The sequence below is a fragment of the Streptomyces sp. NPDC002788 genome (assembly GCF_053592115.1).
Genome location: NZ_JBSFVB010000017.1, coordinates 42,591 through 64,165, shown reverse-complemented (window position 1 = coordinate 64,165; position 21,575 = coordinate 42,591). Strand labels below are relative to the sequence as shown.

The window sequence follows — 21,575 nt, the reverse complement described above, 5'->3', positions numbered from 1 at the left end:
GGGGGACGGGTCGGCGCATCACGGCACACCGCAATTAGCTACCCGAGGTGCCGTGCACGTACTCCGTGGGGAGGACGGGCTCCCCGCGCGAGAGCTGCGTGGCCGACATCGGGAGCCCCGCCCGCGCTGCCATGTGTCGCTCCCGCGCCGCGTCCAGCGGCTCGCGTGCCACGACCTCGCCGCCCTTGACCAGCTCCACCAGCAGCTGCCGGTCCGCGAGCTCGCCCGGCACCCGCCCGGTGCCGATCACCTCGGCCTCGGCGACCCCGTACGAGTCCAGCCGCCGGGCGGCCCACTTGCGTCCGCCCACGGACGACTTGCCGCCGCTGGACTTCTTCGCGACCGGCACCAGTGGCGCCTTGGGGTCGGCGGACTCGGCACGCGCGACCAGCTTGTAGACCATCGAGGAGGTCGGGTGGCCGGAGCCGGTCACCAGCTGCGTACCCACGCCGTAGGCGTCCACGGGCGCCGCCGCCAGCGAGGCGATCGCGTACTCGTCCAGGTCCGAGGTCACGACGATCTTCGTGCCGGTCGCTCCCAGCTCGTCCAGCTGCTGCCGCACCCGGTGCGCCACCAGCAGCAGGTCGCCGGAATCGATCCGCACCGCACCCAGATCGGTCCCGGCGACCTCGACGGCCGTCCGGACCGCCTCGGCCACGTCGTAGGTGTCCACCAGCAGCGTCGTGCCCCGACCCAGCGTGTTCACCTGCGCCTGGAAGGCGTCCCGCTCGCTGTCGTGCAGCAGGGTGAAGGCGTGCGCCGAGGTGCCGACCGTGGGGATCCCGTAGCGGAACCCGGCGGCCAGGTCGGAGGTGGTCGCGAAGCCGCCGACGTACGCGGCCCGGGACGCCGCGACCGCCGCCAGCTCGTGGGTGCGCCGGGCGCCCATCTCGATCAGCGGCCGGTCGCCCGCGGCCGCCGACATGCGCGAGGCGGCCGCCGCGATCGCCGAGTCGTGGTTGAGGATCGACAGGATCACGGTCTCCAGCAGCACGCACTCGGCGAAGGTGCCCTCGACCCGCATGATCGGCGAGCCCGGGAAGTACACCTCGCCCTCGGGGTAGCCCCAGATGTCCCCGCTGAAGCGGTAGCCGGCGAGCCACTCCAGGGTCGCCTCGTCGACGATGCCCCGTTCGCGCAGGAAGCCGAGGACGCCCGTGTCGAAACGGAAGTTCTCCACCGCGTCCAGCACCCGCCCGGTGCCCGCGACGACGCCGTAGCGCCGTCCGTTCGGCAGCCGCCGGGTGAAGACCTCGAACACGCTCCGCCGCTCGGCCGTCCCCGCCGAGAGGGCGGCCCGCAGCATCGTCAGCTCGTACTGGTCCGTGAAGAGCGCCGTCGAGGGGACATCCACCGGCAGCCCAAGGTCCGCTGTGTTCATGAGCGGGATCGTACCCCCATTTCGTCAATCTGACGATTGCGGTCCCGAGGGGCGCGATCGCCTTATGGCCAGGCCCGTTTGTGCGTCTCCCCCTCTCGGGTGGCAGCATGGGCAGTGTGACGTCACCCGCGCCCCTGGAGATCGAACGCACCGAGTCGGCGGAGGAGGTCTTCGCCGTACCCGAGCCGGACGTCCCCTGGGTCACCATCGTCCACAACGACCCGGTCAACCTCATGAGCTATGTGACGTACGTCTTCCAGACGTACTTCGGCTACTCCAAGGACAAGGCCACCAAGCTCATGCTCGACGTCCACCACAAGGGCCGGGCGGTCGTCTCCAGCGGCAGCCGCGAGGAGATGGAGCGCGACGTGCAGGCCATGCACGGCTACGGCCTGTGGGCCACCCTCCAGCAGGACCGCAAGTAGCCAGCATCCCGCCCAGCAGCGAAAAGGCGTTCATGCCCGGAACCTTCGAACCGCTTCCCGGCGGCGGCGCGGCCGTCGCCCTCGACGACGTCGAGATCTCCATCATCCGGTCGCTCACCGTCCAGCTCCTGGAGCTCATCGGCCCGGGCCCCGCCGGCGACGCCTCCGACGACCCGCTCGCCGAGCTGTTCGCGCAGGGCCCGAGCGAGCCGCCCGCCGACCCGGTGCTGAGGCGGCTCTTCCCGGACGCCTACGGCGACCCCGAGCAGCCCGGCTCGCCCCGCGACGCCGAGGAGCAGCGGGCGTACTCCGCCGAGTTCCGCCGCTACACCGAGAACGACCTGCGGGCCGGCAAGCGGGACAACGCCCTGGCGGTGATCCGCTCCCTGGACGCGCTCGCCTCGGCCTCGGCCGGTGAGGGCGGGGCGGTGCTGAAGCTGTCGGTGGAGGAGTCGCAGCGGTGGCTGGGTGCCCTGAACGACCTGCGGCTGGCGATCGGCTCGCGGCTGGAGATCACCGACGAGGAGGACAGCGACCTCCTCTTCCGTCTCCCGGACGAGGATCCGCGCAAGCCGATGGTGATGGCCTATCTGTGGCTGGGTGGACTCCAGGAGACGCTGGTCGGAACGCTTATGCCCTGATCTGTGCAGATTCCGTGACCGCCGGGTGACCGATTCGTGTTCGCTCAGAGGGCACTCAAATCCGGATAACGATCGCGTCACCGCACCTGCCTTCTATGGCCCCTTCGGGTTCTCTTTGTCCAGTTTTCCTGTGCGGTGTGCCACAGCGCGCCCCTGTGATCAGTATTGCGGCCGTGATAAATCTTCACGATCGCCCGGCTGAGCACCACCCGAATGTTCGGCCGGGTGCGCCACCGAGCCGGCAACAGCCGGCCAGGCACGAGCGGGCTTCCGAGACCCGCTCACTCCATCAATCCGGGGGGATCGAGACCCGATCCGAGGCCGACGAGAGGTCCGGGTCGGCATGGAGAAAGGCGCACCACACATGACCTCTGCGCAGGTCGACACGGAAAACGTCTCCGAAGAGGGGTACGAGCGCGGACTCGGCAGCCGCCAGGTCCAGATGATCGCGATCGGCGGCGCCATCGGCGTCGGCCTGTTCATGGGTGCCGGAGCGAACATCGCCAAGGCCGGCCCCAGCATCATCCTCATGTACGCCCTCGCGGGCGTCGTCATCTTCTTCATCATGCGGGCGCTGGGCGAACTGCTCCTCTATCGGCCCGTCTCCGGCTCCTTCGCCGAATACGCCCGCGAATTCCTCGGCCCGTTCTTCGGATTCGTCACGGGCTGGACGTACTGGCTCATGTGGGTGGTCACCGGCATGGCCGAACTCACGGCCGCCGCGATCTACATCCACTTCTGGTTCCCCGACATCCCGCAGTGGGTCAGCGCCCTGGTGTTCCTGGTGGTGCTCTTCGGCGTCAACCTGATCTCCGTCAAGATCTTCGGCGAGGTCGAGTTCTGGTTCTCGATGATCAAGGTCACGGCCATCATCGGCATGATCGTCATCGGCCTCGGTGTGCTCACCCTCGGCTTCTCCGACGCCGGCGACACCGCCACCGTCTCCAACCTCTGGTCGCACGACGGCTTCTTCCCGAACGGCATCGGCTCCAGCCTGATGACGCTCCAGGGCGTCATGTTCGCCTACCTCGCCGTCGAGCTCGTCGGCGTCACCGCGGGCGAGTCCGAGAACCCCGAGAAGACCCTGCCCAAGGCCATCAACACCCTGCCCTGGCGCATCATCGTCTTTTACGTCGGCGCGCTGCTGGTGATCCTCTCCGTCGTCAAGTGGACCGAGTTCTCCGCCGGTGAGAGCCCGTTCGTCCACGCTTTCGGCGAGATCGGCATCCCGCTCGCCGCGGGCATCGTCAACTTCGTGGTGCTCACCGCGGCCCTGTCGTCCTGCAACTCGGGCATGTACTCCACCGGCCGGATGCTGCGCGACCTGGCCGCAAACAGTGAGGCGCCGCAGGCGTTCGGCAAGCTCAACGCCCGCAAGACGCCCGCCGTCGGCATCACGGTCTCCGTGGCGCTCATGGGTATCGGCGTCGTCCTGAACTACGTCGTCCCGGAGAAGGCGTTCCTCTACGTCACCTCCGTCGCCACCGCGGCCGGCATCTGGACCTGGATGATGATCCTCGTCAGCCACATCCGCTACCGCGCCGCCGTCGACGCGGGCCGGCTGCGCGCCTCGTCCTTCCCCGCCCCCGGCGGGGCGCTCTTCAGCTGGGTCGCGCTCCTCTTCCTCGTCGGCGTGACCTGCATGATCGCGTACGACAAGGACGCCCGGGTCTGCCTGTACGTCGCGGCCGGCTGGGCGGTCGCCCTCGGCATCGGCTGGAAGGTCCTCAAGAGCCGCAACCCGCAGATCACCGAGCGCCGCGGCGACGCGGAGTTCGAGAAGGTCGGCTGACCAACCCGCGGGACGCCCGCCGCAGGAAGTACTCGTGGCACTCCCTGCGGCTGCCGCTCAGGGCGTCCGGCATGTGGGCCGTTCCGTACCAACCCTCGGTACGGAACGGCCCTTCTGCTTATCCTGGCCAGCATGCTGACCATCACCCAGGCCCTCGTCGACCAGATCGTCGCCCACGCGCGCAAGGACCACCCCGACGAGGCGTGCGGCGTCGTCGCGGGCCCGGCGGGCTCGGACCGCCCCGAGCGCTTCATCCCCATGCTGAACGCGGCCATGTCGCCCACGTTCTACGAGTTCGACTCCGGTGATCTGCTCAAGCTCTACCGCGAGATGGACGACCGCGACGAGGAGCCGGTGGTCATCTACCACTCCCACACGGCGACCGAGGCCTACCCCTCCCGCACCGACATCTCCTACGCCAACGAGCCCGGCGCGCACTACGTCCTGGTCTCCACCGCCGACACCGACGGGGCCGGCGAGTTCCAGTTCCGCTCCTTCCGGATCATCGAGGGCGAGGTCACGGAGGAGGAAGTCGCGGTCGTCCAGGCGTACTGAACTCCGGATGATCTCCCCCCGATCCTCGGCTGATCTCGGCCTGAACTCGGAGATCTCGACATGCGGATGAATTTCGTCCGAAGTGTGGGATCACACTCCGGGGGCCCGCTCGGGAATCGATACGATGAGCCCATGGTTTTCCACGACGTGAGCGAAAAGACGCCGGGCGATCTGCTCGTGGCGCGGCTGCACGTCGACCTGTGCAGGCTCGCCAGCGCCATCTGTTGACGCAGCACCCTGCCGCCGTACGGCCGTGAGCCGCGGCGAAACGCTCCGCCTGCGTACGACCACGCAATCCCGCGCCGCCGCGCGCCACCACCCGACGACACCTTCCGACAGGAGCCCTGAGCCATGGCCATCGAGGTCCGCATCCCGACCATCCTCCGCACCTACACCGACGGCCAGAAGGCGGTGGAGGGCAACGGGAACACCCTCGCCGACCTGTTCACCGACCTCGAGACCCGGCATGCGGGCATCCAGGCCCGCATCGTGGACGGCGACCAGCTGCGCCGCTTCGTCAACGTGTACCTGAACGACGAGGACGTCCGCTTCCTCGACGGGATCAACACCAAGCTGTCGGACGGCGACAACGTCACGATCCTGCCGGCCGTGGCCGGCGGCATGGTCTGATCACCGATGCGCTACGACTCCCCCCTGGCCGCGGTAGGCAACACCCCCCTGGTGCGCCTGCCGCGGCTGTCGCCGTCCACCGACGTCCGCATCTGGGCGAAGCTGGAGGACCGCAACCCGACGGGGTCGGTCAAGGACCGCCCGGCCCTGCACATGATCGAGCAGGCGGAGAAGGACGGCCGCCTGACGCCGGGCTGCACGATCCTGGAGCCGACGTCGGGCAACACCGGCATCTCCCTGGCGATGGCGGCGAAGCTCAAGGGCTACCGCATCGTCTGCGTGATGCCGGAGAACACCTCGCAGGAACGCCGGGACCTGCTGGCCATGTGGGGCGCGGAGATCATCTCCTCCCCGGCCGCGGGCGGCTCCAACACCGCCGTGCGCGTCGCCAAGGAACTCTCGGTCGAGCACCCGGACTGGGTGATGCTCTACCAGTACGGCAACCCGGACAACGCGGGCGCCCACTACGCGACGACCGGCCCGGAGATCCTCACCGACCTGCCGTCCGTCACCCACTTCGTGGCCGGCCTCGGCACCACCGGCACGCTCATGGGCGTGGGCCGCTACCTGCGCGAACACAAGCCGGACGTCCAGATCATCGCGGCCGAACCGCGCTACGACGACCTGGTCTACGGACTGCGCAACCTCGACGAGGGCTTCGTCCCCGAGCTGTACGACGAGTCCGTCCTCACCAGCCGCTTCTCGGTCGGCTCGGCGGACGCGGTCACCCGCACCCGCGAGCTGCTCCAGCAGGAGGGCATCTTCGCCGGCGTCTCCACGGGCGCCGCGCTGCACGCCGCGATCGGTGTCGGCAAGAAGGCCGTCAAGGCCGGTGAACCGGCCGACATCGTCTTCGTCGTCGCCGACGGCGGCTGGAAGTACCTCTCGACGGGCGTCTACACGGCGGCCACGACCGAGGAGGCCATCGACACGCTCCAGGGGCAGCTCTGGGCGTAGCCGGCGGCGAACAGAACAGGCGAGAAGGGCTGGGGTCACGACTCCAGCCCTTTTCCGTTCTCACCCCGCCAGATACCGCACCTGGTCCCACAGCGCCGGATCCACCACCCCGATCCGCCGCCGGAAGCCCCACACCGGGACCTCCCGCAGCTCGTCCGTCTCCAGGAAGCTCGCACGGCCCTGGGCGTCACCGACCGAACCCGGGGGCAGGGGGATCACGCCGGTGCGCTCGTCGCGGAACCGCGTGGTGATCTTCGCGACGGTGGCCCGCTCGCCGCGCACCGCCAGCACCAGGCAGGGCCGGTCCTTGGCCCGGGCTTCATCCTCGTAGGGAACGTCCGCCCACCAGATCTCCGCCGGCTGCGGCCGGCCCGTCGGCGCGACGCCCGGTGCCGCCGTCCGGTTCCGCCGGGCCGGCGGACGCCGCCCCCGGCCCCAGCCGTCGACGAGTGTGGCGATGAGCGCGAGCAGCACCACCGCGGCGAGCGCCAGCCACCAGGACGTGTCCATACTGAGACGTTACCGGCGCCGTCCCTCCCGCGCGCTCCCCCTCACCAGGTTCCCGCCCGACAGTGCCAGCCGAACCGGTGACACCACGGGTGAGTTCGCCCACAACGGGCCCTGGCGGAGGAGCTACTGGAGGTTTTGCGCCTTACGCTCGACGAACCGCACGACCCCCGACGCCCCTCACAGACATTCCCGCCAGCGGAGGTTTCTGCTTCATGAAGCTCACCGTCGTCGGCTGCTCGGGGTCGTTCCCGTCCGCGGAATCGGCCTGCTCGAGCTACCTCCTCGAGGCCGACGGCTTCCGGCTGCTTCTCGACATGGGCAACGGTGCCCTGGGCGAGCTGCAGCGCCACTGCGGTCTCTACGACCTCGACGCGATCTTCCTCAGCCATCTGCACGCCGACCACTGCATCGACATGTGCGCCTACTTCGTCGCGCGCTACTACCGCCATGACGGCGGCCGCTGCGATCCGCTCCCCGTCTTCGGCCCCGAAGGCACGGAACACCGGCTGACCACCGCCTACGCGGACACCCCCTCGGCCTCCTCCATGAGCGAGGTCTTCGACTTCCACACGGTCAAGCCGTCCACCTTCGAGATCGGCCCGTTCACGGTGCACACCGAGCGGGTGGCCCACCCCGTGGAGGCGTACGGCATCCGCGTCGAACACGCCGGCAAGGTCCTGACGTACTCCGGCGACACCGGCGTGAGCCCCGCTCTGGACGAACTCGCCCGGGACGCCGACCTGTTCCTGTGCGAGGCGGCGTTCACCCACGGCAAGGAGAACATCCCCGACCTGCACCTCAACGGCCGCGAGGCGGGCGAGACGGCGGCCCGGGCCGGAGCCCGCCGCCTGGTCCTCACCCACATCCCGCCGTGGACGGACCCCCAGGTCAACCTCGCCGACGCCCGCGAGGTGTACGACGGTCCGGTGGACCTCGCGGCACCGCGGCAGACGTACGAGATCTGAGATACGGCACGCGAGGGCCCCGGAATCCGAGGGCGGGTTCCGGGGCCTTCGGCGTCACTCGGGTTACTTGGCCTCGGCCTTCTGGAGTTCGGCGAGCTCCTCGTCGGACTCCCGGCCCGGCGTCGGCAGGTCGAACTTGATGATCGCGAAGCGGAACACCACGTAGTAGACCGCCGCGAAGCACAGCCCGACCAACACCAGCATCCACGGCTTGGTCGCGATGCCGAGGTTCAGCAGGAAGTCGATGGCGCCCGCGGAGAAGCCGAAGCCGTCCTTCATGCCGAGTGCCCAGGTCAGCGCCATCGAGACACCGGTGAGCACCGCGTGCAGCGCGTACAGCGCCGGGGCGATGAACATGAACGTGAACTCGATCGGCTCGGTGACACCCGTGACGAAGGAGGTCAGCGCGAGCGAGAACATCATGCCGCCGACGACCTTGCGGCGCTCGGGCCGCGCGCAGTGCACGATCGCGAGGCAGGCGGCCGGCAGGGCGAACATCATGATCGGGAAGAAGCCGGTCATGAACTGCCCGGCGGTCGGGTCGCCGGCGAGGAAGCGCGCGATGTCGCCGCTCTTGCCCTCGTAGGAGCCGGCCTGGAGCCAGGGGAAGGAGTTCAGCAGGTGATGCATGCCCACCGGGATCAGCGCCCGGTTGGCGACACCGAAGATGCCCGCGCCCCAGGCGCCGGAGTTCACCAGCCACTCACCGAAGTTGTGCAGCCCGGTGCCGAGGACCGGCCAGATGTAGCCGAAGACCGTGCCGAGGACCAGGCCCGCGAAGGCGGCGAGGATCGGGACCAGGCGGCGTCCGCCGAAGAAGCCCGCCCAGTCGGGCAGCTTGGTGCGGTAGAACCGCTGGTAGAGCAAGGCCACGACCAGGCCCATGACGACTCCGCCGAGCACCTTGGCGTCGGCGGGGGCGTCCGTCATGAGGGCCTTGCCGTCGACAGCCGTCGCCACCTTGGGCAGGGTGGGATCGGTGAACGTGGCCAGCACGTTCTTGAAGACCAGGTAGCCGACGACGGCGGCGAGCGCGGTCGAGCCGTCCGACTTCTTCGCGAAGCCGATGGCGATGCCCACGGCGAACAGCAGCGGCATGTTGTCGAGGATCGCGTTGCCGCCCGCGGTCATAAAACTCGCGATCTTGGTGATGAACCCCGGGAAGGAGTCCCGCCCCAGCATGTCGCTGTTGCCGAGGCGGACCAGGAGCGCGGCGGCCGGCAGCACGGCGACCGGCAGCATGAGGCTGCGGCCGATGCGCTGCAGGACGGCCATCACCGCCGACCCCTTCTTCGGGCTCGCGGGCGCGGCTGTGGCTGTGGACATGTGAACTTTCCTCCAGGGGGCACGGCGCCGCCCAGGAAGAACGCGACGGGGGACGGCGGCGTCTCAAAGAAAGGGGAACGCGGTCTCCACCGCGCGACCTCCACCGGTGAGTGGTGTAGACCAGTTGTAGCACGGTAGGCCGAACGAGTGGAACCCACCAATTCCGCCCGCCGCGACGATCACCCCTTGACTGTCCTCGACTCCTCCGCGGGCGCCCGCCCCCGGCCCCCAGATCGAACTTCGTGATCGCGAACCGGAAGATCACGCAGGAGAGGAGCGCGGGACCCGGACCGATCGGGATGATCGGCCACGGCTCGGTCGCCGGTTCCAGTGGACGACGCAGTCGACCAGCCCCGCCGAGAAGCTGAAGCCGTCACGCACGCCCAGCCCCCACTCATAGTCATCGAGACCCCCGTCGGCAGCGGGTGCATCACGTACCGCACCGCGCGAGGCGAACAGGAACGAGTACTCGACCGGCTCGGTGATCCCGGTGACGAACGACGTCAGCGCCACCGGCAGCATGAGACCGCGGGCCCGTCTTCTGGAGCCCTGGAACAACCGGTTCCAGCCAGCCCGCGCAGGGCTGGCGACGGCGTCGGCGCCGGCAGGGCCGTCGGTACTCATTTCCGGCCCCCTTTGTCGAGAGACGGGCTCGTGGTGTAGACCAGTCGTTCGGACGGTCGCGCTGACGTGACGCCACCCCTCGGGTACGCACGACATGACCGCTCGCAAAGATGAGCCAACTGTGGGTTACTGCGACAAAGCGGTTCGGATCAGGGAGAACCAACATGGCCACCAAGGCTGAGAAGATCGTTGCCGGGCTCGGCGGCATCGACAACATCGAAGAGGTCGAAGGCTGCATCACCCGCCTGCGCACCGAGGTCGTGGACCCCGCCAAGGTCGACGAGACCGCCCTGAAGGCCGCCGGCGCCCACGGCGTCGTGAAGATGGGCACCGCCATCCAGGTCGTCATCGGCACCGACGCCGACCCCATCGCGGCGGAGATCGAAGACATGATGTGAAGCGCGGGGATCGTCCCGGGCTTCACCCCCTGACAGACCCCCGAGGTCACCGCACAGACCCCAGAGGTCACCGATGAGGGCCCCTTCCCACCGCGGGAGGGGCCCCTTCCGCATGTACGGATAGGCTCAGCGGCATGTCTCGAATCGACGGCCGCACCCCCCAGCAACTCCGCCCGATCACCATCGAACGCGGCTGGAGCAAGCACGCCGAAGGCTCCGTCCTCGTCTCCTTCGGCGACACCAAGGTCTTCTGCACCGCCTCCGTCACCGAAGGCGTCCCGCGCTGGCGCAAGGGCAGCGGCGAAGGCTGGGTCACCGCCGAGTACTCCATGCTGCCCCGCTCCACCAACACCCGCGGCGACCGCGAGTCCGTCAAGGGCCGCATCGGCGGGCGCACCCACGAGATCAGCCGTCTCATCGGCCGTTCGCTGCGCGCCGTCATCGACTACAAGGCCCTCGGCGAGAACACCATCGTCCTCGACTGCGACGTCCTCCAGGCCGACGGCGGCACCCGCACCGCCGCCATCACCGGCGCCTATGTGGCACTGGCGGACGCCGTCGCCTGGGCCCAGCGCAAGAAGCTCATCAAGGCCGGCCGCCAGCCCCTCACCGGCACCGTCAGCGCCGTCTCCGTCGGCATCGTCGGCGGCGTCCCCCTCCTCGACCTCTGCTACGAGGAGGACGTCAAGGCCGACACCGACATGAACGTCGTGTGCACCGGCGACGGCCGCTTCGTCGAGGTCCAGGGCACCGCCGAGGCCGAACCCTTCGCCCGCGACGAACTCAACGCCCTGCTCGACCTCGCCGTCGCCGGCTGCACCGAACTCGCCGCCCACCAGCGCACCGCGCTCGAAACGGCCCTCGAAAAGTAAAGGACGCGCCAAAACCGGTGCTCGGCACGGGCAACCGCGCCGAGCACACTCGCGTCTGAAGAGGTACGGGCGCACGGCTCATCCCTGTGCGTCCGGCCAGCCACCGGGCCCGACCGGCCCGTCGAACGAGAGGGACCGTTCCATGGCCGCGAGCCGCCGACGCCGCACCGCAGCCGTCGCCACCACCCTGGCGGCCGTCGCGCTGACCGCCGGACTCACCACCGGCTGCGCCGCCGTCGACAAGGCGCTGGACTGCGTCCAGACAGCCGACGCCATCGCAGACAGCGTCACGGATCTCCAGCAGGCCGTCGACAACGCCGCGGGCGACCCGACGCAGCTCGACGAGTCCCTCGACTCCATCGACAAGAACCTCGGCGAGATCGGCGACAAGACCGACAACGCGGATGTCAGCAAGGCCGTCGACGACCTGAACAAGGCCGTCGGCAACGTCCGCACGTCGATCGAGAACGGCGACGAGACGCCCGACATCAGCCCGGTCACGGACGCCGCGGGCGAACTGACGAAGGTCTGCACGCCGTAACGCCGCGCCGACCGGGCCACGCCGCTCGCCTGCCGGTGCCGGTGCCGGTGCCGGTGGGTGAGCGCGGGTGCGTGGGGGCTGGTCGCCTCGGTTCCCCGCGCCCTGTCGGGCTGCGCCCCCTGCGGGGCCGCGCCCGGTACTGCGGCAATACTGGGGCCATGAGTCGCCTGATCCTCGCCACCCGCAATGCCGGAAAGATCACCGAACTTCGCGCGATCCTCGCCGAAGCCGGGCTGCCCCACGAACTCGTCGGTGCCGACGCCTACCCGGACATCCCCGACGTCAAGGAAACCGGCGTCACCTTCGCGGAGAACGCGCTGCTGAAGGCCCACGCCCTGGCCCAGGCGACGGGCCTGCCCGCCGTCGCCGACGACTCGGGCCTCTGCGTCGACGTCCTGGGCGGCGCTCCCGGTATCTTCTCCGCTCGCTGGTCGGGCCGCCACGGCGACGACCGCGCGAACCTGGAGCTCCTGCTGGCCCAGCTGTCCGACATGGCGGACGAGCACCGGGGCGCCCACTTCGCGTGCGCGGCGGCGCTCGCCCTTCCGGACGGCACGGAGAGGGTGGTGGAGGGACAGCTGCGGGGGGTGCTGCGGCATGCGCCGGTGGGCACGAACGGCTTCGGGTACGACCCGATTCTGCAGCCGGAGGGGGAGACGCGGACGTGTGCGGAGCTGAGCGCTGAGGAGAAGAACGCGATCAGTCATCGGGGGAAGGCGTTCAGGGCGCTGGTGACTGTGGTTCGGGAGTTGTTGGGCTGAGCACTGCGCCACGCACATAGGCCGAAGGGGCGCGGCACCGCGATGGTGCTGCGCCCCAGTTGGCGGTGGGCCCGGTGGGACTCGAACCCACGACACACCGGACCTAAACCGGCGCCCTCTTGGCCAGCTGGGGTACGGACCCGTCACGGTTACTTTACTGGGTCGATCGCGGTGACTGTGCGGCGAGGCTGAGAGTGGGTCTTCGTCTCACTGTGACAGGACGGGCAGAGGTATCGCAGGTTCTCGATCCGGTTGTCCAGCCGATCGCCGTTGATGTGGTCGACTTCCAGAACGAGCTTCCTGCCCTGCCGAATTTCCCCTGTGCCGCGCTCGATGCACAATCACTCCGGCCACGCTGTGCGATTCGGCGACGGCTCGTGTGATGTCTTCGCGTGGAAAGAGAGTCCCCGGGCGTTTGCCGCCTCTTCCGGTGAAGTGCGAGGTGTCGATTTCGAACTTGTCCAGCTTCCTTCTAATGTGGCCGTACGGGCTGTCGCGTGGAGGAAGCCCCATGTACTCCAGCATCTCCCGGATGCTGTACGAGTGAGCGGCGGCTTCTCTGAGGAGTTCTTCCGGATAGCTGCGCCGTTCGCGTTCTGGTAGAGGCTCCTCGCACTGTCACTCATCAATGACGCCTTCCGACACGGCCCTTGTCCGCTCGGGAGGCTTTTTTCATGACCTCTTCAGAGCTGACCGTCCGCCCGGCCACCCCCGCCGACCGCCCCACCGTCGAGCGCCTCTGGCTCATGTTCGGGCATGACATGTCCGAGTTCGGTGGGCAACTGCCCAACCCGGACGGGACCTTCCGCAGTGAGCGGCTGGAGGCCGCCCTCTCCGGGGCCATCGACTGGGCGCCGTATCTCATCAGCCGCGGCGAGCAGCCCGTCGGGTTCGCGTTCGTGAGGGCTCTCAGCGCGCCCACCCGCGTGATCAACAGCTTCTTCGTCGTGCGGGGCATGCGCAGGGAAGGGGTCGGGCTGGCGGCCGTGCGGAATGTCGTGGGGCGGCATCCGGGGGAGTGGCAGGTCGCCTTTCAGGACGACAATCCCGGCGCCGTGAGCTTCTGGCGGCGGGTTGGCGAGGAGCTGGCGCCGGGGGCGTGGACGGAGGAGCGCAGGCCGGTTCCCGGGCGGGCCGACCTGGCTCCCGATGTCTGGGTTTCCTTCAGGTACCCGAGTTCTTAGATACCCAGGTCCTTGATGATCTTGGCCACGTGGCCCGTCGCCTTGACGTTGTACAGGGCCCTTTCGACCTTGCCGTCCTCGTCCACGATCACCGTGGAGCGGATGACGCCGACGACCGTCTTGCCGTAGAGCTTCTTCTCGCCGAAGGCGCCGTAGGACTCCAGGACCCGCTTGTCCGGGTCGGCCAGCAGGGTGACCTTCAGGGACTCCTTGTCGCGGAACTTGGCCAGCTTCTCCGGCTTGTCGGGGGAGATGCCGATCACCTCGTAACCCGCGCCGGCCAGCAGCTCCAGGTTGTCCGTGAAGTCGCAGGCCTGCTTGGTGCAGCCGGGGGTGAGGGCGGCCGGGTAGAAGTAGACGATGACCTTGCGGCCCTTGTGGTCCGACAAGGACACCTCGTGGCCGTCGGCGTCGGGCAGGGTGAAGGCGGGGGCCACGTCCCCCGGCTGGAGTCGCTCGCTCATCGGACCAGCCTAACCGGGGGTCCTGACCGTGCGATGAGCCGTGGAGCTGACAGACTGTCCGGCACAGGCTTCACACCGACTTCGGAGGCGACACGGTGGCGGACACGGCGGACACCAGGACCCCGGCGCAGATCGAGGCGGACATCAGGCACCGCCGCGCGACCCTGGCCGAGACCCTCGACGAGATCGGGGTGCGGGTGCACCCGAAGACGATCGTCGGGGATGCCAAGGCCAAGGTCGCCTCGAACATCGATCACACCCTCGGGCGGGCCTACGTGGGGGTCAACCGGGCCGTCACCGATGTGCGGACCCGGTTCGTGGACGAGGACGGCGCGCCGCGGCTGGAGCGGGTCGTGCCCGTCGCGCTCGTCGTGGTCGGAGTGGTCGGGCTGCTCGCGATCAGCGCGCGGCGCCGCAAGGGCTGACCCGACTGCGTACGTTCGCCGGGAAGACAGGTAGGTTTCAGGGCGTGAGCGCCAAGAGAAACGAGCACAGCACCCATCCCGACAAGCTGCCCATCCGGATGCTGCACGACCGCGTACTCGTGCGGCAGGACACCAGTGAGGGCGAGCGGCGTTCCGGCGGCGGCATCCTGATCCCCGCCACGGCGGCGGTCGGCCGGCGGCTGGCCTGGGCCGAGGTCGTGGCGGTGGGACAGAACGTGCGGACCGTGGAGCCGGGCGACCGGGTTCTGTTCGACCCGGAGGACCGGGCCGAGGTCGAGGTGCGGGGCATCGCGTACGTGCTCATGCGCGAGCGCGATCTGCATGCCGTGGCCGCGGACCGGTTCGAGGGCTCGGAGGACTCGACGGGGCTCTACCTGTAGGACCGGCGGCAGCGCGAAGGGGCCGGTGACGGTTGTCACCGGCCCCTTCGCCATGACTGCGGCTTTGCTACGTTGGAGGCCCCGACGAGACGCGCCGTACCGGGCCCAAGGCAAAGACGACGCACCTGCACCGTCAGCCCGTTCCCGGAGGTGCCCGTCATGGCCTGGGTTCTGCTCGTCGTCGCCGGTCTGCTCGAGGTGGGGTGGTCCGTCGGCATGAAGTACACCGACGGCTTCACGCGTCCGGTTCCCAGTGTTCTCACCGGCATCGGCATCGTCGCCAGCATGCTGCTGCTGTCGCAGGCCGCCAGGACCCTGCCCATCGGTACCGCCTACGGCGTGTGGGTGGGGATCGGTGCGGCGGGGGCGGCGGTGTTCGGCATGGTGGTTCTGGGGGAGCCGGCGACCGCCGCCCGCATCTTCTTCGTGTGCCTGCTGCTGGTCGCCGTGGTGGGGCTGAAGGCGACCTCGGGTCACTGACTCATTCGCGGCGCGCGGTCTGCGGGACCGCGCCCCAGTCGGGGCCCGTCGGGTTGCCGGTGGTGCCGCCGTCGCTCGTGTCGCCGCCGCCTCCGGTGGTGCCGCCGTCGGAGGTGCCGCCGTCGGTGGTCGCGCCGCCGTCGCCGGTGCCGCCGCCGGTCGGGGACTCGCCGCCGGTGGTGCCGTCGGTGGCGCCGCCGTCGGTCTGGCCCTGGTTCTGCCCCTCGGGGGCGCTCGGGCTCTGCTCGGGCGTCTGGCCGCCCTCGTCCTGACCGCCGGTGGTGGTGCCGTCGTCGGTGCCGTCCGTGGCCGGGTCGGAGGGGGCCGTGGTGCCGGGGGTCTGGGGGACGTCGGAGCCGGGCTGGAGCCTGAGGTCGAAGTCCGTGACCGGCTTGCCCTCGAGGGCGTCGCGGGTGAACTGCGCCCAGATCTCGGCGGGCGGCCCGCCGCCGTTGATGCGGGGCAGGCCCAGGGCGCCGTACAGCGGCTTCTGGGCGGCGGTGACGGGGTCCTGGCCCATGACGGAGACGACCACGGCGAGGTCGGGTGTGTAGCCGGCGAACCAGGCGGCCTTGTCGTTCTCGGCGGTGCCGGTCTTGCCTGCGACGGGACGGCCCGTGGCTTGGGCGGCGGAGGCCGTGCCGTTCTGGACGACGCTCTGCAGGACCTTGGTGGTGGTGTCGGCGGCCTCGCGGCTGACGGCCTGCCGGGTGCGCCGGTCGGGCAGGTCGATCGGGGTGCCTTCCTTGGCGACCTTCTCGACGATCGTGTAGGAGCCGTGGCGGCCGTGGTTGGCGAGGGTGGCGTAGGCCTCGGCCATGTCCAGGACGCTGGCGGTGGCCGTGCCGAGCGCGATGGCGGGGCCGTCGGCGAGGTCGGGGGTGGCTTCGGGGATGCCGAGGTCGATGGCGGTCTGCTTGACCTTCTGGGGACCGACGTCGGCGGCCATCTGCGCGTACACCGAGTTCACGGACTTGTCGGTGGCCTCGGTGACGGTGATGTCGCCGTAGGACACCTGGTCCTCGTTCTCGGGGGCGTACGGGTCGCCGGTCCAGCCCTGGACGGGGCGCCTGTTGGTGCCGTCGTAGATCGTGTTCGGGGTGATGACGCGGCCGTCCTGCGTCTCGGAGTGGTTCTCGACGGCCGAGGTGAACACGAAGGGCTTGAAGGTGGAGCCGACCTGGAAGTCCCTGCGGGTGGCGTTGGGGGTGTACTGCTTGACGTAGTCGATGCCGTTGTACATCGCGACGACCTTGCCGGTCTTCGGGTCGACGGCGGCGCCGCCCGCGCGGACGTAGCGGTCGACCTTGTTGTTCTTCGTGTCCAGCCTGGACATCAGCTTGTCGTCGACGGCCTTCACGAAGGCGTCCTGCTCGGGCTTCTGCAGGGTGGTGGTGATGCGGTAGCCGCCGGCGTCGAGCTTGTTCTCGTCGATGATCTTGTTCTGGACCAGGTAGTCCTTGACGATCCGGACGATGTAGCCGCGCTGCCCGGACATGCCGGTGGAGAGGGTGGACTCCTTCGGCACGGGGAACTTCATGCCGGCCCGCTTCGACTCGCTGAGCCAGCCCTTCTTGACCATGCCGTCCAGGACGTAGTTCCAGCGGGACTCGGCGGCCTTGCGGTTCTCGGGGTGGGCGACGACGTCGTACTGGCTGGGGGCGTTGACGAGCGCGGCGAGGTAGGCGGCTCGGGCGGGGTCGAGGTCCTTGGCGTCCATGCCGTAGTAGGCCTGGGCGGCGGCCTGGATGCCGTAGGCGTTGCGGCCGAAGAAGCTGGTGTTGAGGTAGCCCTCGAGGATCCGGTCCTTGCTCGTCTCGCGGTCCAGCTTGATCGCGATGAAGAACTCCTTGGCCTTGCGCGTGACGGTCTGATCCTGGCGCAGGTAGTAGTTCTTGACGTACTGCTGCGTGATGGTGGAGCCGGACTGCTTGCCCTTGCCGAGGGCGGTGTTCCAGGCGGCGCGGACCATGGCTTTGGGGTCGACGGCGGACTCGGTGTAGAAGTCGCGGTCCTCGGCGGCCAGGATGGCGTGCTGGGCGTCCTTGGAGATCCGCGCGAGGGTGACGTTCTCCCGGTTGACCTCGCCGTCCCGGGCGATCACCGAGCCATCCGCGTACAGGTAGACGTTGGCCTGCTTGGTGGCGAGCGCGTTGGCCGGGGGGATCTTCACGAGCGAGTAGCCCAGGAAGAAGCCGCCGACCAGCAGCAGGGCGGCCATGAGGCAGGCGCCCAGCGTCATGCGCCAGGTCGGGATCATCCGGCGCCAGCCGGTCCGCTTCGGTTTCCCGGCCGCCTGGGGCGTACCGGGGGCGCCGTCGGCGTCCGCCTGCGGCTCTCTCGGTGCCCAGCCCTGACTCGGCTGCTGCGGCTGAGGCTCGTCACTCATGTCGTGCACGGACTCCTGTTTCGCGTCGCGTACGTCGTTCCCGTACGTCTCTGCTCGCTCTTGCGCGCCTGTGATGAAGACTGTCCCATCCGGCGATCAGTTCCCTGATCGAGGGCCGTGTCGTGTGGCGGGTGGCCGGGCCGGCGGCACGCGGGGGACGTACAGGCGAACGGAGGGTGAACCCGCCACCCCGTACGCCTGTTCGTTGCGATCCTGCTTGCGCGAGATCCCCCGAAGGGGGCACGACCGAAGGTGCGACGGATCGCACGCTCCGCCCTGGCCGGCACCGCCGCCACGCTGCTCGCCCTGGCCACGGGTGCCTCGGCCCACGCGGACGTCTCGGATCGTACCGTCTGGCCCGGTGCGGACTCGCGCCGCGCCCGGCACCGGCCCCGCGAAAACCTGTGGCATGCCCGATCGCCGGACCACTAGGCTCCTGCGCTTCGGTGCCGGGCGGCGAGGAGGGCTGTGGTTGTGGGCTCGGGACGGTTGTACGCGGCCGTCGCGGCGGGGGGTTTCCGGCGGTACGCGACCTATCGGGCGGCCACGGTGGCCGGGGTGTTCACCAACACGGTCTTCGGCGTCATCCTCGTCCACACGTATCTGGCGCTGTGGGACGAGAAACCGCACCTCGGGGGGTACGACCAGGCGCAGGCCGTGACGTACGTCTGGCTCGGGCAGTGCCTCTACGCGACCCTCGCCATCCAGGGCGGTGGTGCGGAGAAGGACCTGATGGGACGCATCCGCACCGGTGAGATCGCCGTCGACCTGTACCGGCCGGCCGATCTCCAGCTGTGGTGGATGGCGGGCGACATCGGGCGGGCGCTGTTCCAGATGCTGGGGCGGGGTGTGATCCCCTTCGCGTTCGGCGCGGTCTTCTTCCCCATGGCGCTGCCGACGGACATCACCCCCTGGGCGGCCTTCTCGGTCACGCTGCTGCTGGCGGCGGTCGTCAGCTTCGCGATCCGCTACCTGGCGGCGCTCAGCGTGTTCTGGCTCATGGACGGCACGGGCGTCAGCCAGGTCCTGATGGTCACGGGGGTCTTCTTCTCGGGCATGGTGCTGCCGCTGAACGCCTTCCCGGGCACGCTCGGGGAGGTCGTGCGGGTGCTGCCGTGGGCGGCGCAGATCCAGATGCCGGCGGATGTGCTGATGGGGGAGACCGACCCGCTCAGGGCGTTCGCCTTCCAGGCGGCGTGGGCGGTGGTGCTGCTGGCGGCGGGCCGGCTGATGCAGTCGGCGGCGACGCGGCGGGTGGTGGTGCAGGGTGGGTGAGCGCGGTGCCCTGGCCGAGGGGCTGCGGGCCTACCGGCTGATCGCCGGGATGTGGATCCGGTCGAGCATGACCTACCGCACCTCCTTCGTCGTCACGGTGTTCGGCAACCTGGTGGTGACCGGTCTGGACTTCGTGGGGATCCTGCTGATGTTCTCGCAGGTCGACTCGCTCGGCGGCTGGTCGCTGCCCGAGGTGGCCTTCCTGTACGGGCTGTCTGCGACGGCCTTCGGGATCGCCGACCTGGCGCTCGGCTCGATGGACGTGCTGGGCGCCCGGATACGAGACGGCTCCTTCGACACGCTGCTGGTACGTCCCGCGCCGGTGCTCGCCCAGGTCGGGGCCGACCGGTTCGCGCTGCGCCGCCTGGGCCGGATCACCCAGGGCTCGGTGGTGCTGGGCTGGGCGCTGGTGTCGGTGGACGTCGACTGGAGCGTGGCGAAGGTGCTGCTGGTGCCGGTGATGGTGGCCGGCGGCGCGGTGATCTTCTCGGCGGTGTTCGTGGCGGGCGCGGCCTTCCAGATCTTCGCGCAGGACGCCGCCGAGGTGCAGAACGCCTTCACGTACGGCGGGACGACGCTGTTGCAGTATCCGCCGACCGTGTTCGGGAAGGACCTGGTGCGGGGCGTGACCTTCATGCTGCCGCTGGCCTTCGTGAACTGGGTGCCCGCCGCCTATGTGCTGGGACGGCCGTATCCGATCGGGCTGCCCGAGTGGACGGCGTTCGCCTCGCCGCTGGTGGCGGCGGCCTGCTGCGTACTGGCCGCGATGGCGTGGCGGACGGGGCTTCGTTCCTACCGGAGTACAGGGAGTTGAGTTGACCGGTTCGGAGAGCGGGTTCGGTTCGGAGAGCGGGTTCATCGAACTCGACGGTGTGGAGAAGGTCTTCGAGGTGCGCAAGAAGACCGGCTTCATGAAGCGGGAGCGGCGGCGGGTGCGGGCCGTCGACTCGATCTCCTTCCGCGTGGAGCGCGGTGAGATGGTCGGCTACATCGGCCCGAACGGCGCCGGCAAGTCGACCACGATCAAGATGCTGACCGGCATCCTCACGCCGAGCGCGGGTCGGCTCCGGGTGGCCGGCATCGACCCCTCCCGCGAGCGGACGCGCCTCGCCCACCGCATCGGCGTGGTGTTCGGGCAGCGTACGACGCTGTGGTGGGACCTGCCGCTGGTCGACTCCTACCGGCTGATGCACCGCATGTACCGCATCCCCGACGCCCGTTACCGGGAGAACCTCGACCGCCTGGTCGAACTCCTCGACCTGGGCGGCCTGCTGGACGTGCCGGTACGGCAACTCTCCCTCGGCCAGCGGATGCGCGGCGACATCGCGGCGGCGCTGCTGCACGACCCGGAGGTGCTGTACCTCGACGAGCCGACCATCGGGCTGGACGTCGTCTCCAAGTCGAGGGTGCGGGAGTTCCTGCGGGAGGTGAACGCCGAGCGCGGTACGACGGTGCTGTTGACCACGCACGACCTGCAGGACATCGAGCAGTTGTGCAGGCGCGTGATGGTCATCGACCACGGGCGCCTGATGTACGACGGTCCGCTCGCCGGGCTGCACGAGGCGGGGGAGAGCGAGCGGATCCTGGTCGTGGACCTGGAGCGGGAACTGCCGCCCATCGAGGCGCCGGCGCCCGCGCGGGTCGTCCGGGTGGACGGTCCGCGGCAGTGGCTGGCGTTCCCCGCGTCCGAGTCGGCGGCGCCGCTGGTGGCGCGGATCGCGGCGGAGTATCCGCTGGTCGATCTGTCGGTGCGGGAGCCGGACATCGAGGCGGTGATCGCCAAGATGTACGCCGAGCAGGCCGAGCGGGTGATCTCGTAGCCCCCGGCGGGGTGAACTCGTAGGCTGCTGTGTATGACCGACGACGCAGTCCCGGACCTCCGCGCCTCCGACGCCGACCGCGAACGGGTCGCCGACATCCTGCGGGACGCCCTCGCGGAGGGCCGTCTGGACATGGCGGAGTTCGAGGAGCGGCTGGACGCGACGTACCAGGCACGGACGTACGGCGAACTGGCGCCGATCACCCGGGATCTGCCCGCCGCGGGCGTCACGGCACCGGTGGTGTCGCTGAGCAAGGAGGCGGTCACGGGTTCGGACTGGTCCGGGCGGATCGTCGGCGGTGAGGGGTCCTCGACGTGGGCCGTCGCCGTGATGTCCGGCTTCCAGCGCAAGGGACACTGGACGATGCCCCGGCGGTTCACCTGCCTCGCCTTCTGGGGCGGCGGGGAGATCGACCTGCGTGAGGCGAACTTCACCGACCGCGAGGTCGAGATCAACGCCGTCGCGATCATGGGCGGGGTGGATGTGGTCGTGCCGCCCGGGGTCGAGGTCGTCGTGCGCGGCATCGGCGTCATGGGCGGCTTCGACCACCGTGAGGAGGGCGTACCGGGCGAGCCGGGTGCGCCGCGGGTGGTCGTGACCGGGTTCGCGTTCTGGGGCGGGGTCGGGGTGCAGCGGAAGCCGACGCGGGCGGAGACGCTCCGGATCCGCGAGGAGCGGCGGCAGGAGAAGCTGGAGCGCAAGGCGGGGCGACGGGAGCTGGACGAGCCCCGCCGCCGGGATTCGCACTGGGAGCACTGA

27 protein-coding genes, 1 tRNA gene, 1 pseudogene and 1 riboswitch are annotated in these 21,575 nt (G+C 69.6%); of the genes and pseudogenes, 21 read left to right on the top strand and 8 right to left on the bottom strand.

Annotated elements, in window-relative coordinates:
• Positions 1-34 precede the first annotated feature (34 nt).
• Complete coding sequence (locus tag ACWD1U_RS28405) at positions 35-1,381, bottom strand: nicotinate phosphoribosyltransferase (protein WP_451111734.1); 1,347 nt, start codon at positions 1,379-1,381, stop codon at positions 35-37.
• Between the two features lie 107 nt (positions 1,382-1,488).
• On the opposite strand from ACWD1U_RS28405, the gene clpS reads away from it, so the two are divergent.
• From clpS to ACWD1U_RS28370, 7 genes are all read left to right on the top strand, one after another.
• Positions 1,489-1,806: an ATP-dependent Clp protease adapter ClpS gene (gene clpS, locus ACWD1U_RS28400; protein WP_010039975.1), complete on the top strand. Its 318-nt coding sequence runs from the start codon at positions 1,489-1,491 to the stop codon at positions 1,804-1,806.
• 32 nt (positions 1,807-1,838) lie between these two features.
• Positions 1,839-2,447 carry a DUF2017 domain-containing protein gene (locus tag ACWD1U_RS28395; protein ID WP_451111732.1) on the top strand — a complete coding sequence of 203 codons (609 nt, stop codon included), beginning with the start codon at positions 1,839-1,841 and terminating at the stop codon, positions 2,445-2,447.
• A 364-nt stretch (positions 2,448-2,811) separates the two neighbouring features.
• On the top strand, positions 2,812-4,239 hold the full coding sequence (locus tag ACWD1U_RS28390; RefSeq protein WP_451111730.1) for an amino acid permease: 1,428 nt from the start codon (positions 2,812-2,814) through the stop codon (positions 4,237-4,239).
• Between the two features lie 132 nt (positions 4,240-4,371).
• Positions 4,372-4,794 carry a Mov34/MPN/PAD-1 family protein gene (locus tag ACWD1U_RS28385; RefSeq protein WP_451111729.1) on the top strand — a complete coding sequence of 141 codons (423 nt, stop codon included), beginning with the start codon at positions 4,372-4,374 and terminating at the stop codon, positions 4,792-4,794.
• Positions 4,795-4,926: 132 nt separating this feature from the next.
• Positions 4,927-5,022 (top strand): putative leader peptide, encoded by a 96-nt coding sequence (locus tag ACWD1U_RS28380; RefSeq protein WP_311688247.1) that lies wholly within the window; start codon positions 4,927-4,929, stop codon positions 5,020-5,022.
• 123 nt (positions 5,023-5,145) lie between these two features.
• Complete coding sequence (locus ACWD1U_RS28375; protein WP_451111727.1) at positions 5,146-5,424, top strand: MoaD/ThiS family protein; 279 nt, start codon at positions 5,146-5,148, stop codon at positions 5,422-5,424.
• A gap of 6 nt (positions 5,425-5,430) precedes the next feature.
• Positions 5,431-6,381, top strand: coding sequence for a PLP-dependent cysteine synthase family protein (locus ACWD1U_RS28370; protein ID WP_451111725.1), 951 nt, complete (start codon positions 5,431-5,433; stop codon positions 6,379-6,381).
• 60 nt (positions 6,382-6,441) lie between these two features.
• Here ACWD1U_RS28370 and ACWD1U_RS28365 read toward each other — a convergent pair whose 3' ends face one another.
• Entirely contained in the window at positions 6,442-6,891 is a 450-nt protein-coding gene (locus ACWD1U_RS28365; protein WP_451111723.1) for a type II toxin-antitoxin system PemK/MazF family toxin, read from the bottom strand.
• Positions 6,892-7,103: 212 nt separating this feature from the next.
• Between ACWD1U_RS28365 and ACWD1U_RS28360 the strand changes: the two genes are divergently transcribed.
• A complete protein-coding gene (locus ACWD1U_RS28360) occupies positions 7,104-7,856 on the top strand; it encodes an MBL fold metallo-hydrolase (protein WP_451111722.1) in 753 nt (250 codons plus the stop codon).
• A 63-nt stretch (positions 7,857-7,919) separates the two neighbouring features.
• Here ACWD1U_RS28360 and ACWD1U_RS28355 read toward each other — a convergent pair whose 3' ends face one another.
• Both ACWD1U_RS28355 and ACWD1U_RS28350 read right to left on the bottom strand, forming a co-directional pair.
• Positions 7,920-9,182: a PTS transporter subunit EIIC gene (locus ACWD1U_RS28355; RefSeq protein WP_451111720.1), complete on the bottom strand. Its 1,263-nt coding sequence runs from the start codon at positions 9,180-9,182 to the stop codon at positions 7,920-7,922.
• A 261-nt stretch (positions 9,183-9,443) separates the two neighbouring features.
• The gene (locus tag ACWD1U_RS28350) at positions 9,444-9,806 is read right to left on the bottom strand and encodes a hypothetical protein (RefSeq protein WP_451111718.1); all 363 of its coding nucleotides are present in this window, start codon (positions 9,804-9,806) and stop codon (positions 9,444-9,446) included.
• A 164-nt stretch (positions 9,807-9,970) separates the two neighbouring features.
• Here ACWD1U_RS28350 and ACWD1U_RS28345 point away from each other — a divergent pair, with 164 nt between their 5' ends.
• The 4 genes from ACWD1U_RS28345 to rdgB all read left to right on the top strand — a co-directional run bounded on the left by ACWD1U_RS28345 (position 9,971) and on the right by rdgB (position 12,378).
• Complete coding sequence (locus ACWD1U_RS28345) at positions 9,971-10,204, top strand: glucose PTS transporter subunit EIIB (protein WP_086602225.1); 234 nt, start codon at positions 9,971-9,973, stop codon at positions 10,202-10,204.
• 134 nt (positions 10,205-10,338) lie between these two features.
• A complete protein-coding gene (gene rph, locus ACWD1U_RS28340) occupies positions 10,339-11,076 on the top strand; it encodes a ribonuclease PH (protein ID WP_451111716.1) in 738 nt (245 codons plus the stop codon).
• A gap of 142 nt (positions 11,077-11,218) precedes the next feature.
• Positions 11,219-11,617 (top strand): hypothetical protein, encoded by a 399-nt coding sequence (locus ACWD1U_RS28335; protein WP_451111715.1) that lies wholly within the window; start codon positions 11,219-11,221, stop codon positions 11,615-11,617.
• A 158-nt stretch (positions 11,618-11,775) separates the two neighbouring features.
• Complete coding sequence (gene rdgB, locus ACWD1U_RS28330) at positions 11,776-12,378, top strand: RdgB/HAM1 family non-canonical purine NTP pyrophosphatase (protein ID WP_451111713.1); 603 nt, start codon at positions 11,776-11,778, stop codon at positions 12,376-12,378.
• 66 nt (positions 12,379-12,444) lie between these two features.
• On the opposite strand, the gene ACWD1U_RS28325 is transcribed toward rdgB, so the two are convergent.
• Together ACWD1U_RS28325 and ACWD1U_RS28320 are read right to left on the bottom strand one after the other, a co-directional pair.
• Positions 12,445-12,520 (bottom strand) — tRNA-Leu (locus ACWD1U_RS28325).
• Positions 12,521-12,527: 7 nt separating this feature from the next.
• Positions 12,528-12,990 (bottom strand): annotated as a pseudogene (locus ACWD1U_RS28320) (HNH endonuclease); the annotation flags it as partial.
• Positions 12,991-13,052: 62 nt separating this feature from the next.
• Here ACWD1U_RS28320 and ACWD1U_RS28315 point away from each other — a divergent pair.
• The gene (locus tag ACWD1U_RS28315; RefSeq protein WP_451111711.1) at positions 13,053-13,562 is read left to right on the top strand and encodes a GNAT family N-acetyltransferase; all 510 of its coding nucleotides are present in this window, start codon (positions 13,053-13,055) and stop codon (positions 13,560-13,562) included.
• On the opposite strand, the gene bcp is transcribed toward ACWD1U_RS28315, so the two are convergent.
• The gene (gene bcp / locus ACWD1U_RS28310; protein WP_451111710.1) at positions 13,559-14,026 is read right to left on the bottom strand and encodes a thioredoxin-dependent thiol peroxidase; all 468 of its coding nucleotides are present in this window, start codon (positions 14,024-14,026) and stop codon (positions 13,559-13,561) included. The two genes, ACWD1U_RS28315 and bcp, sit on opposite strands and share 4 nt — an antisense overlap.
• Before the next feature lie 95 nt (positions 14,027-14,121).
• Here bcp and ACWD1U_RS28305 point away from each other — a divergent pair, with 95 nt between their 5' ends.
• The 3 genes from ACWD1U_RS28305 to ACWD1U_RS28295 all read left to right on the top strand — a co-directional run bounded on the left by ACWD1U_RS28305 (position 14,122) and on the right by ACWD1U_RS28295 (position 15,332).
• Positions 14,122-14,451, top strand: a complete 330-nt coding sequence (locus ACWD1U_RS28305) for a DUF3618 domain-containing protein (protein ID WP_451111708.1) — start codon at positions 14,122-14,124, stop codon at positions 14,449-14,451.
• A 44-nt stretch (positions 14,452-14,495) separates the two neighbouring features.
• The gene (locus ACWD1U_RS28300; protein ID WP_010040015.1) at positions 14,496-14,852 is read left to right on the top strand and encodes a GroES family chaperonin; all 357 of its coding nucleotides are present in this window, start codon (positions 14,496-14,498) and stop codon (positions 14,850-14,852) included.
• A 61-nt stretch (positions 14,853-14,913) separates the two neighbouring features.
• A riboswitch (guanidine-III (ykkC-III) riboswitch) is annotated at positions 14,914-14,978 on the top strand.
• A gap of 33 nt (positions 14,979-15,011) precedes the next feature.
• On the top strand, positions 15,012-15,332 hold the full coding sequence (locus ACWD1U_RS28295) for a DMT family transporter (RefSeq protein WP_451111706.1): 321 nt from the start codon (positions 15,012-15,014) through the stop codon (positions 15,330-15,332).
• 1 nt (position 15,333) lies between these two features.
• Here ACWD1U_RS28295 and ACWD1U_RS28290 read toward each other — a convergent pair whose 3' ends face one another.
• Positions 15,334-17,721 (bottom strand): transglycosylase domain-containing protein, encoded by a 2,388-nt coding sequence (locus tag ACWD1U_RS28290; protein WP_451111704.1) that lies wholly within the window; start codon positions 17,719-17,721, stop codon positions 15,334-15,336.
• A gap of 252 nt (positions 17,722-17,973) precedes the next feature.
• Between ACWD1U_RS28290 and ACWD1U_RS28285 the strand changes: the two genes are divergently transcribed.
• The 5 genes from ACWD1U_RS28285 to ACWD1U_RS28265 are packed head-to-tail and all read left to right on the top strand — an operon-like array spanning position 17,974 to position 21,575.
• A complete protein-coding gene (locus tag ACWD1U_RS28285) occupies positions 17,974-18,153 on the top strand; it encodes a hypothetical protein (protein WP_451111703.1) in 180 nt (59 codons plus the stop codon).
• A gap of 42 nt (positions 18,154-18,195) precedes the next feature.
• Positions 18,196-18,996 (top strand): ABC transporter permease, encoded by an 801-nt coding sequence (locus tag ACWD1U_RS28280; RefSeq protein WP_451111881.1) that lies wholly within the window; start codon positions 18,196-18,198, stop codon positions 18,994-18,996.
• Positions 18,989-19,810, top strand: coding sequence for an ABC transporter permease (locus tag ACWD1U_RS28275; RefSeq protein ID WP_451111702.1), 822 nt, complete (start codon positions 18,989-18,991; stop codon positions 19,808-19,810). The genes ACWD1U_RS28280 and ACWD1U_RS28275 overlap by 8 nt, the downstream gene beginning before the upstream one ends.
• A 1-nt stretch (position 19,811) precedes the next feature.
• Positions 19,812-20,816 (top strand): ABC transporter ATP-binding protein, encoded by a 1,005-nt coding sequence (locus ACWD1U_RS28270; RefSeq protein WP_451111700.1) that lies wholly within the window; start codon positions 19,812-19,814, stop codon positions 20,814-20,816.
• A 33-nt stretch (positions 20,817-20,849) separates the two neighbouring features.
• A complete protein-coding gene (locus ACWD1U_RS28265; protein WP_451111698.1) occupies positions 20,850-21,575 on the top strand; it encodes a DUF1707 SHOCT-like domain-containing protein in 726 nt (241 codons plus the stop codon).

Coding starts and splice junctions, on each gene's coding strand:
- ACWD1U_RS28365 (WP_451111723.1), bottom strand. CDS start 6,891: ATGGACACGTCCTGGTGGCTGGCGCTCGCCGCGGTGGTGCTGCTCGCG.
- rph (WP_451111716.1), top strand. CDS start 10,339: ATGTCTCGAATCGACGGCCGCACCCCCCAGCAACTCCGCCCGATCACC.
- ACWD1U_RS28315 (WP_451111711.1), top strand. CDS start 13,053: ATGACCTCTTCAGAGCTGACCGTCCGCCCGGCCACCCCCGCCGACCGC.
- ACWD1U_RS28405 (WP_451111734.1), bottom strand. CDS start 1,381: ATGAACACAGCGGACCTTGGGCTGCCGGTGGATGTCCCCTCGACGGCG.
- ACWD1U_RS28385 (WP_451111729.1), top strand. CDS start 4,372: ATGCTGACCATCACCCAGGCCCTCGTCGACCAGATCGTCGCCCACGCG.
- ACWD1U_RS28335 (WP_451111715.1), top strand. CDS start 11,219: ATGGCCGCGAGCCGCCGACGCCGCACCGCAGCCGTCGCCACCACCCTG.
- bcp (WP_451111710.1), bottom strand. CDS start 14,026: ATGAGCGAGCGACTCCAGCCGGGGGACGTGGCCCCCGCCTTCACCCTG.
- ACWD1U_RS28360 (WP_451111722.1), top strand. CDS start 7,104: ATGAAGCTCACCGTCGTCGGCTGCTCGGGGTCGTTCCCGTCCGCGGAA.
- ACWD1U_RS28290 (WP_451111704.1), bottom strand. CDS start 17,721: ATGAGTGACGAGCCTCAGCCGCAGCAGCCGAGTCAGGGCTGGGCACCG.
- ACWD1U_RS28355 (WP_451111720.1), bottom strand. CDS start 9,182: ATGTCCACAGCCACAGCCGCGCCCGCGAGCCCGAAGAAGGGGTCGGCG.
- ACWD1U_RS28375 (WP_451111727.1), top strand. CDS start 5,146: ATGGCCATCGAGGTCCGCATCCCGACCATCCTCCGCACCTACACCGAC.
- ACWD1U_RS28380 (WP_311688247.1), top strand. CDS start 4,927: ATGGTTTTCCACGACGTGAGCGAAAAGACGCCGGGCGATCTGCTCGTG.
- ACWD1U_RS28370 (WP_451111725.1), top strand. CDS start 5,431: ATGCGCTACGACTCCCCCCTGGCCGCGGTAGGCAACACCCCCCTGGTG.
- ACWD1U_RS28390 (WP_451111730.1), top strand. CDS start 2,812: ATGACCTCTGCGCAGGTCGACACGGAAAACGTCTCCGAAGAGGGGTAC.
- ACWD1U_RS28295 (WP_451111706.1), top strand. CDS start 15,012: ATGGCCTGGGTTCTGCTCGTCGTCGCCGGTCTGCTCGAGGTGGGGTGG.
- clpS (WP_010039975.1), top strand. CDS start 1,489: ATGGGCAGTGTGACGTCACCCGCGCCCCTGGAGATCGAACGCACCGAG.
- ACWD1U_RS28265 (WP_451111698.1), top strand. CDS start 20,850: ATGACCGACGACGCAGTCCCGGACCTCCGCGCCTCCGACGCCGACCGC.
- rdgB (WP_451111713.1), top strand. CDS start 11,776: ATGAGTCGCCTGATCCTCGCCACCCGCAATGCCGGAAAGATCACCGAA.
- ACWD1U_RS28395 (WP_451111732.1), top strand. CDS start 1,839: ATGCCCGGAACCTTCGAACCGCTTCCCGGCGGCGGCGCGGCCGTCGCC.
- ACWD1U_RS28345 (WP_086602225.1), top strand. CDS start 9,971: ATGGCCACCAAGGCTGAGAAGATCGTTGCCGGGCTCGGCGGCATCGAC.
- ACWD1U_RS28350 (WP_451111718.1), bottom strand. CDS start 9,806: ATGAGTACCGACGGCCCTGCCGGCGCCGACGCCGTCGCCAGCCCTGCG.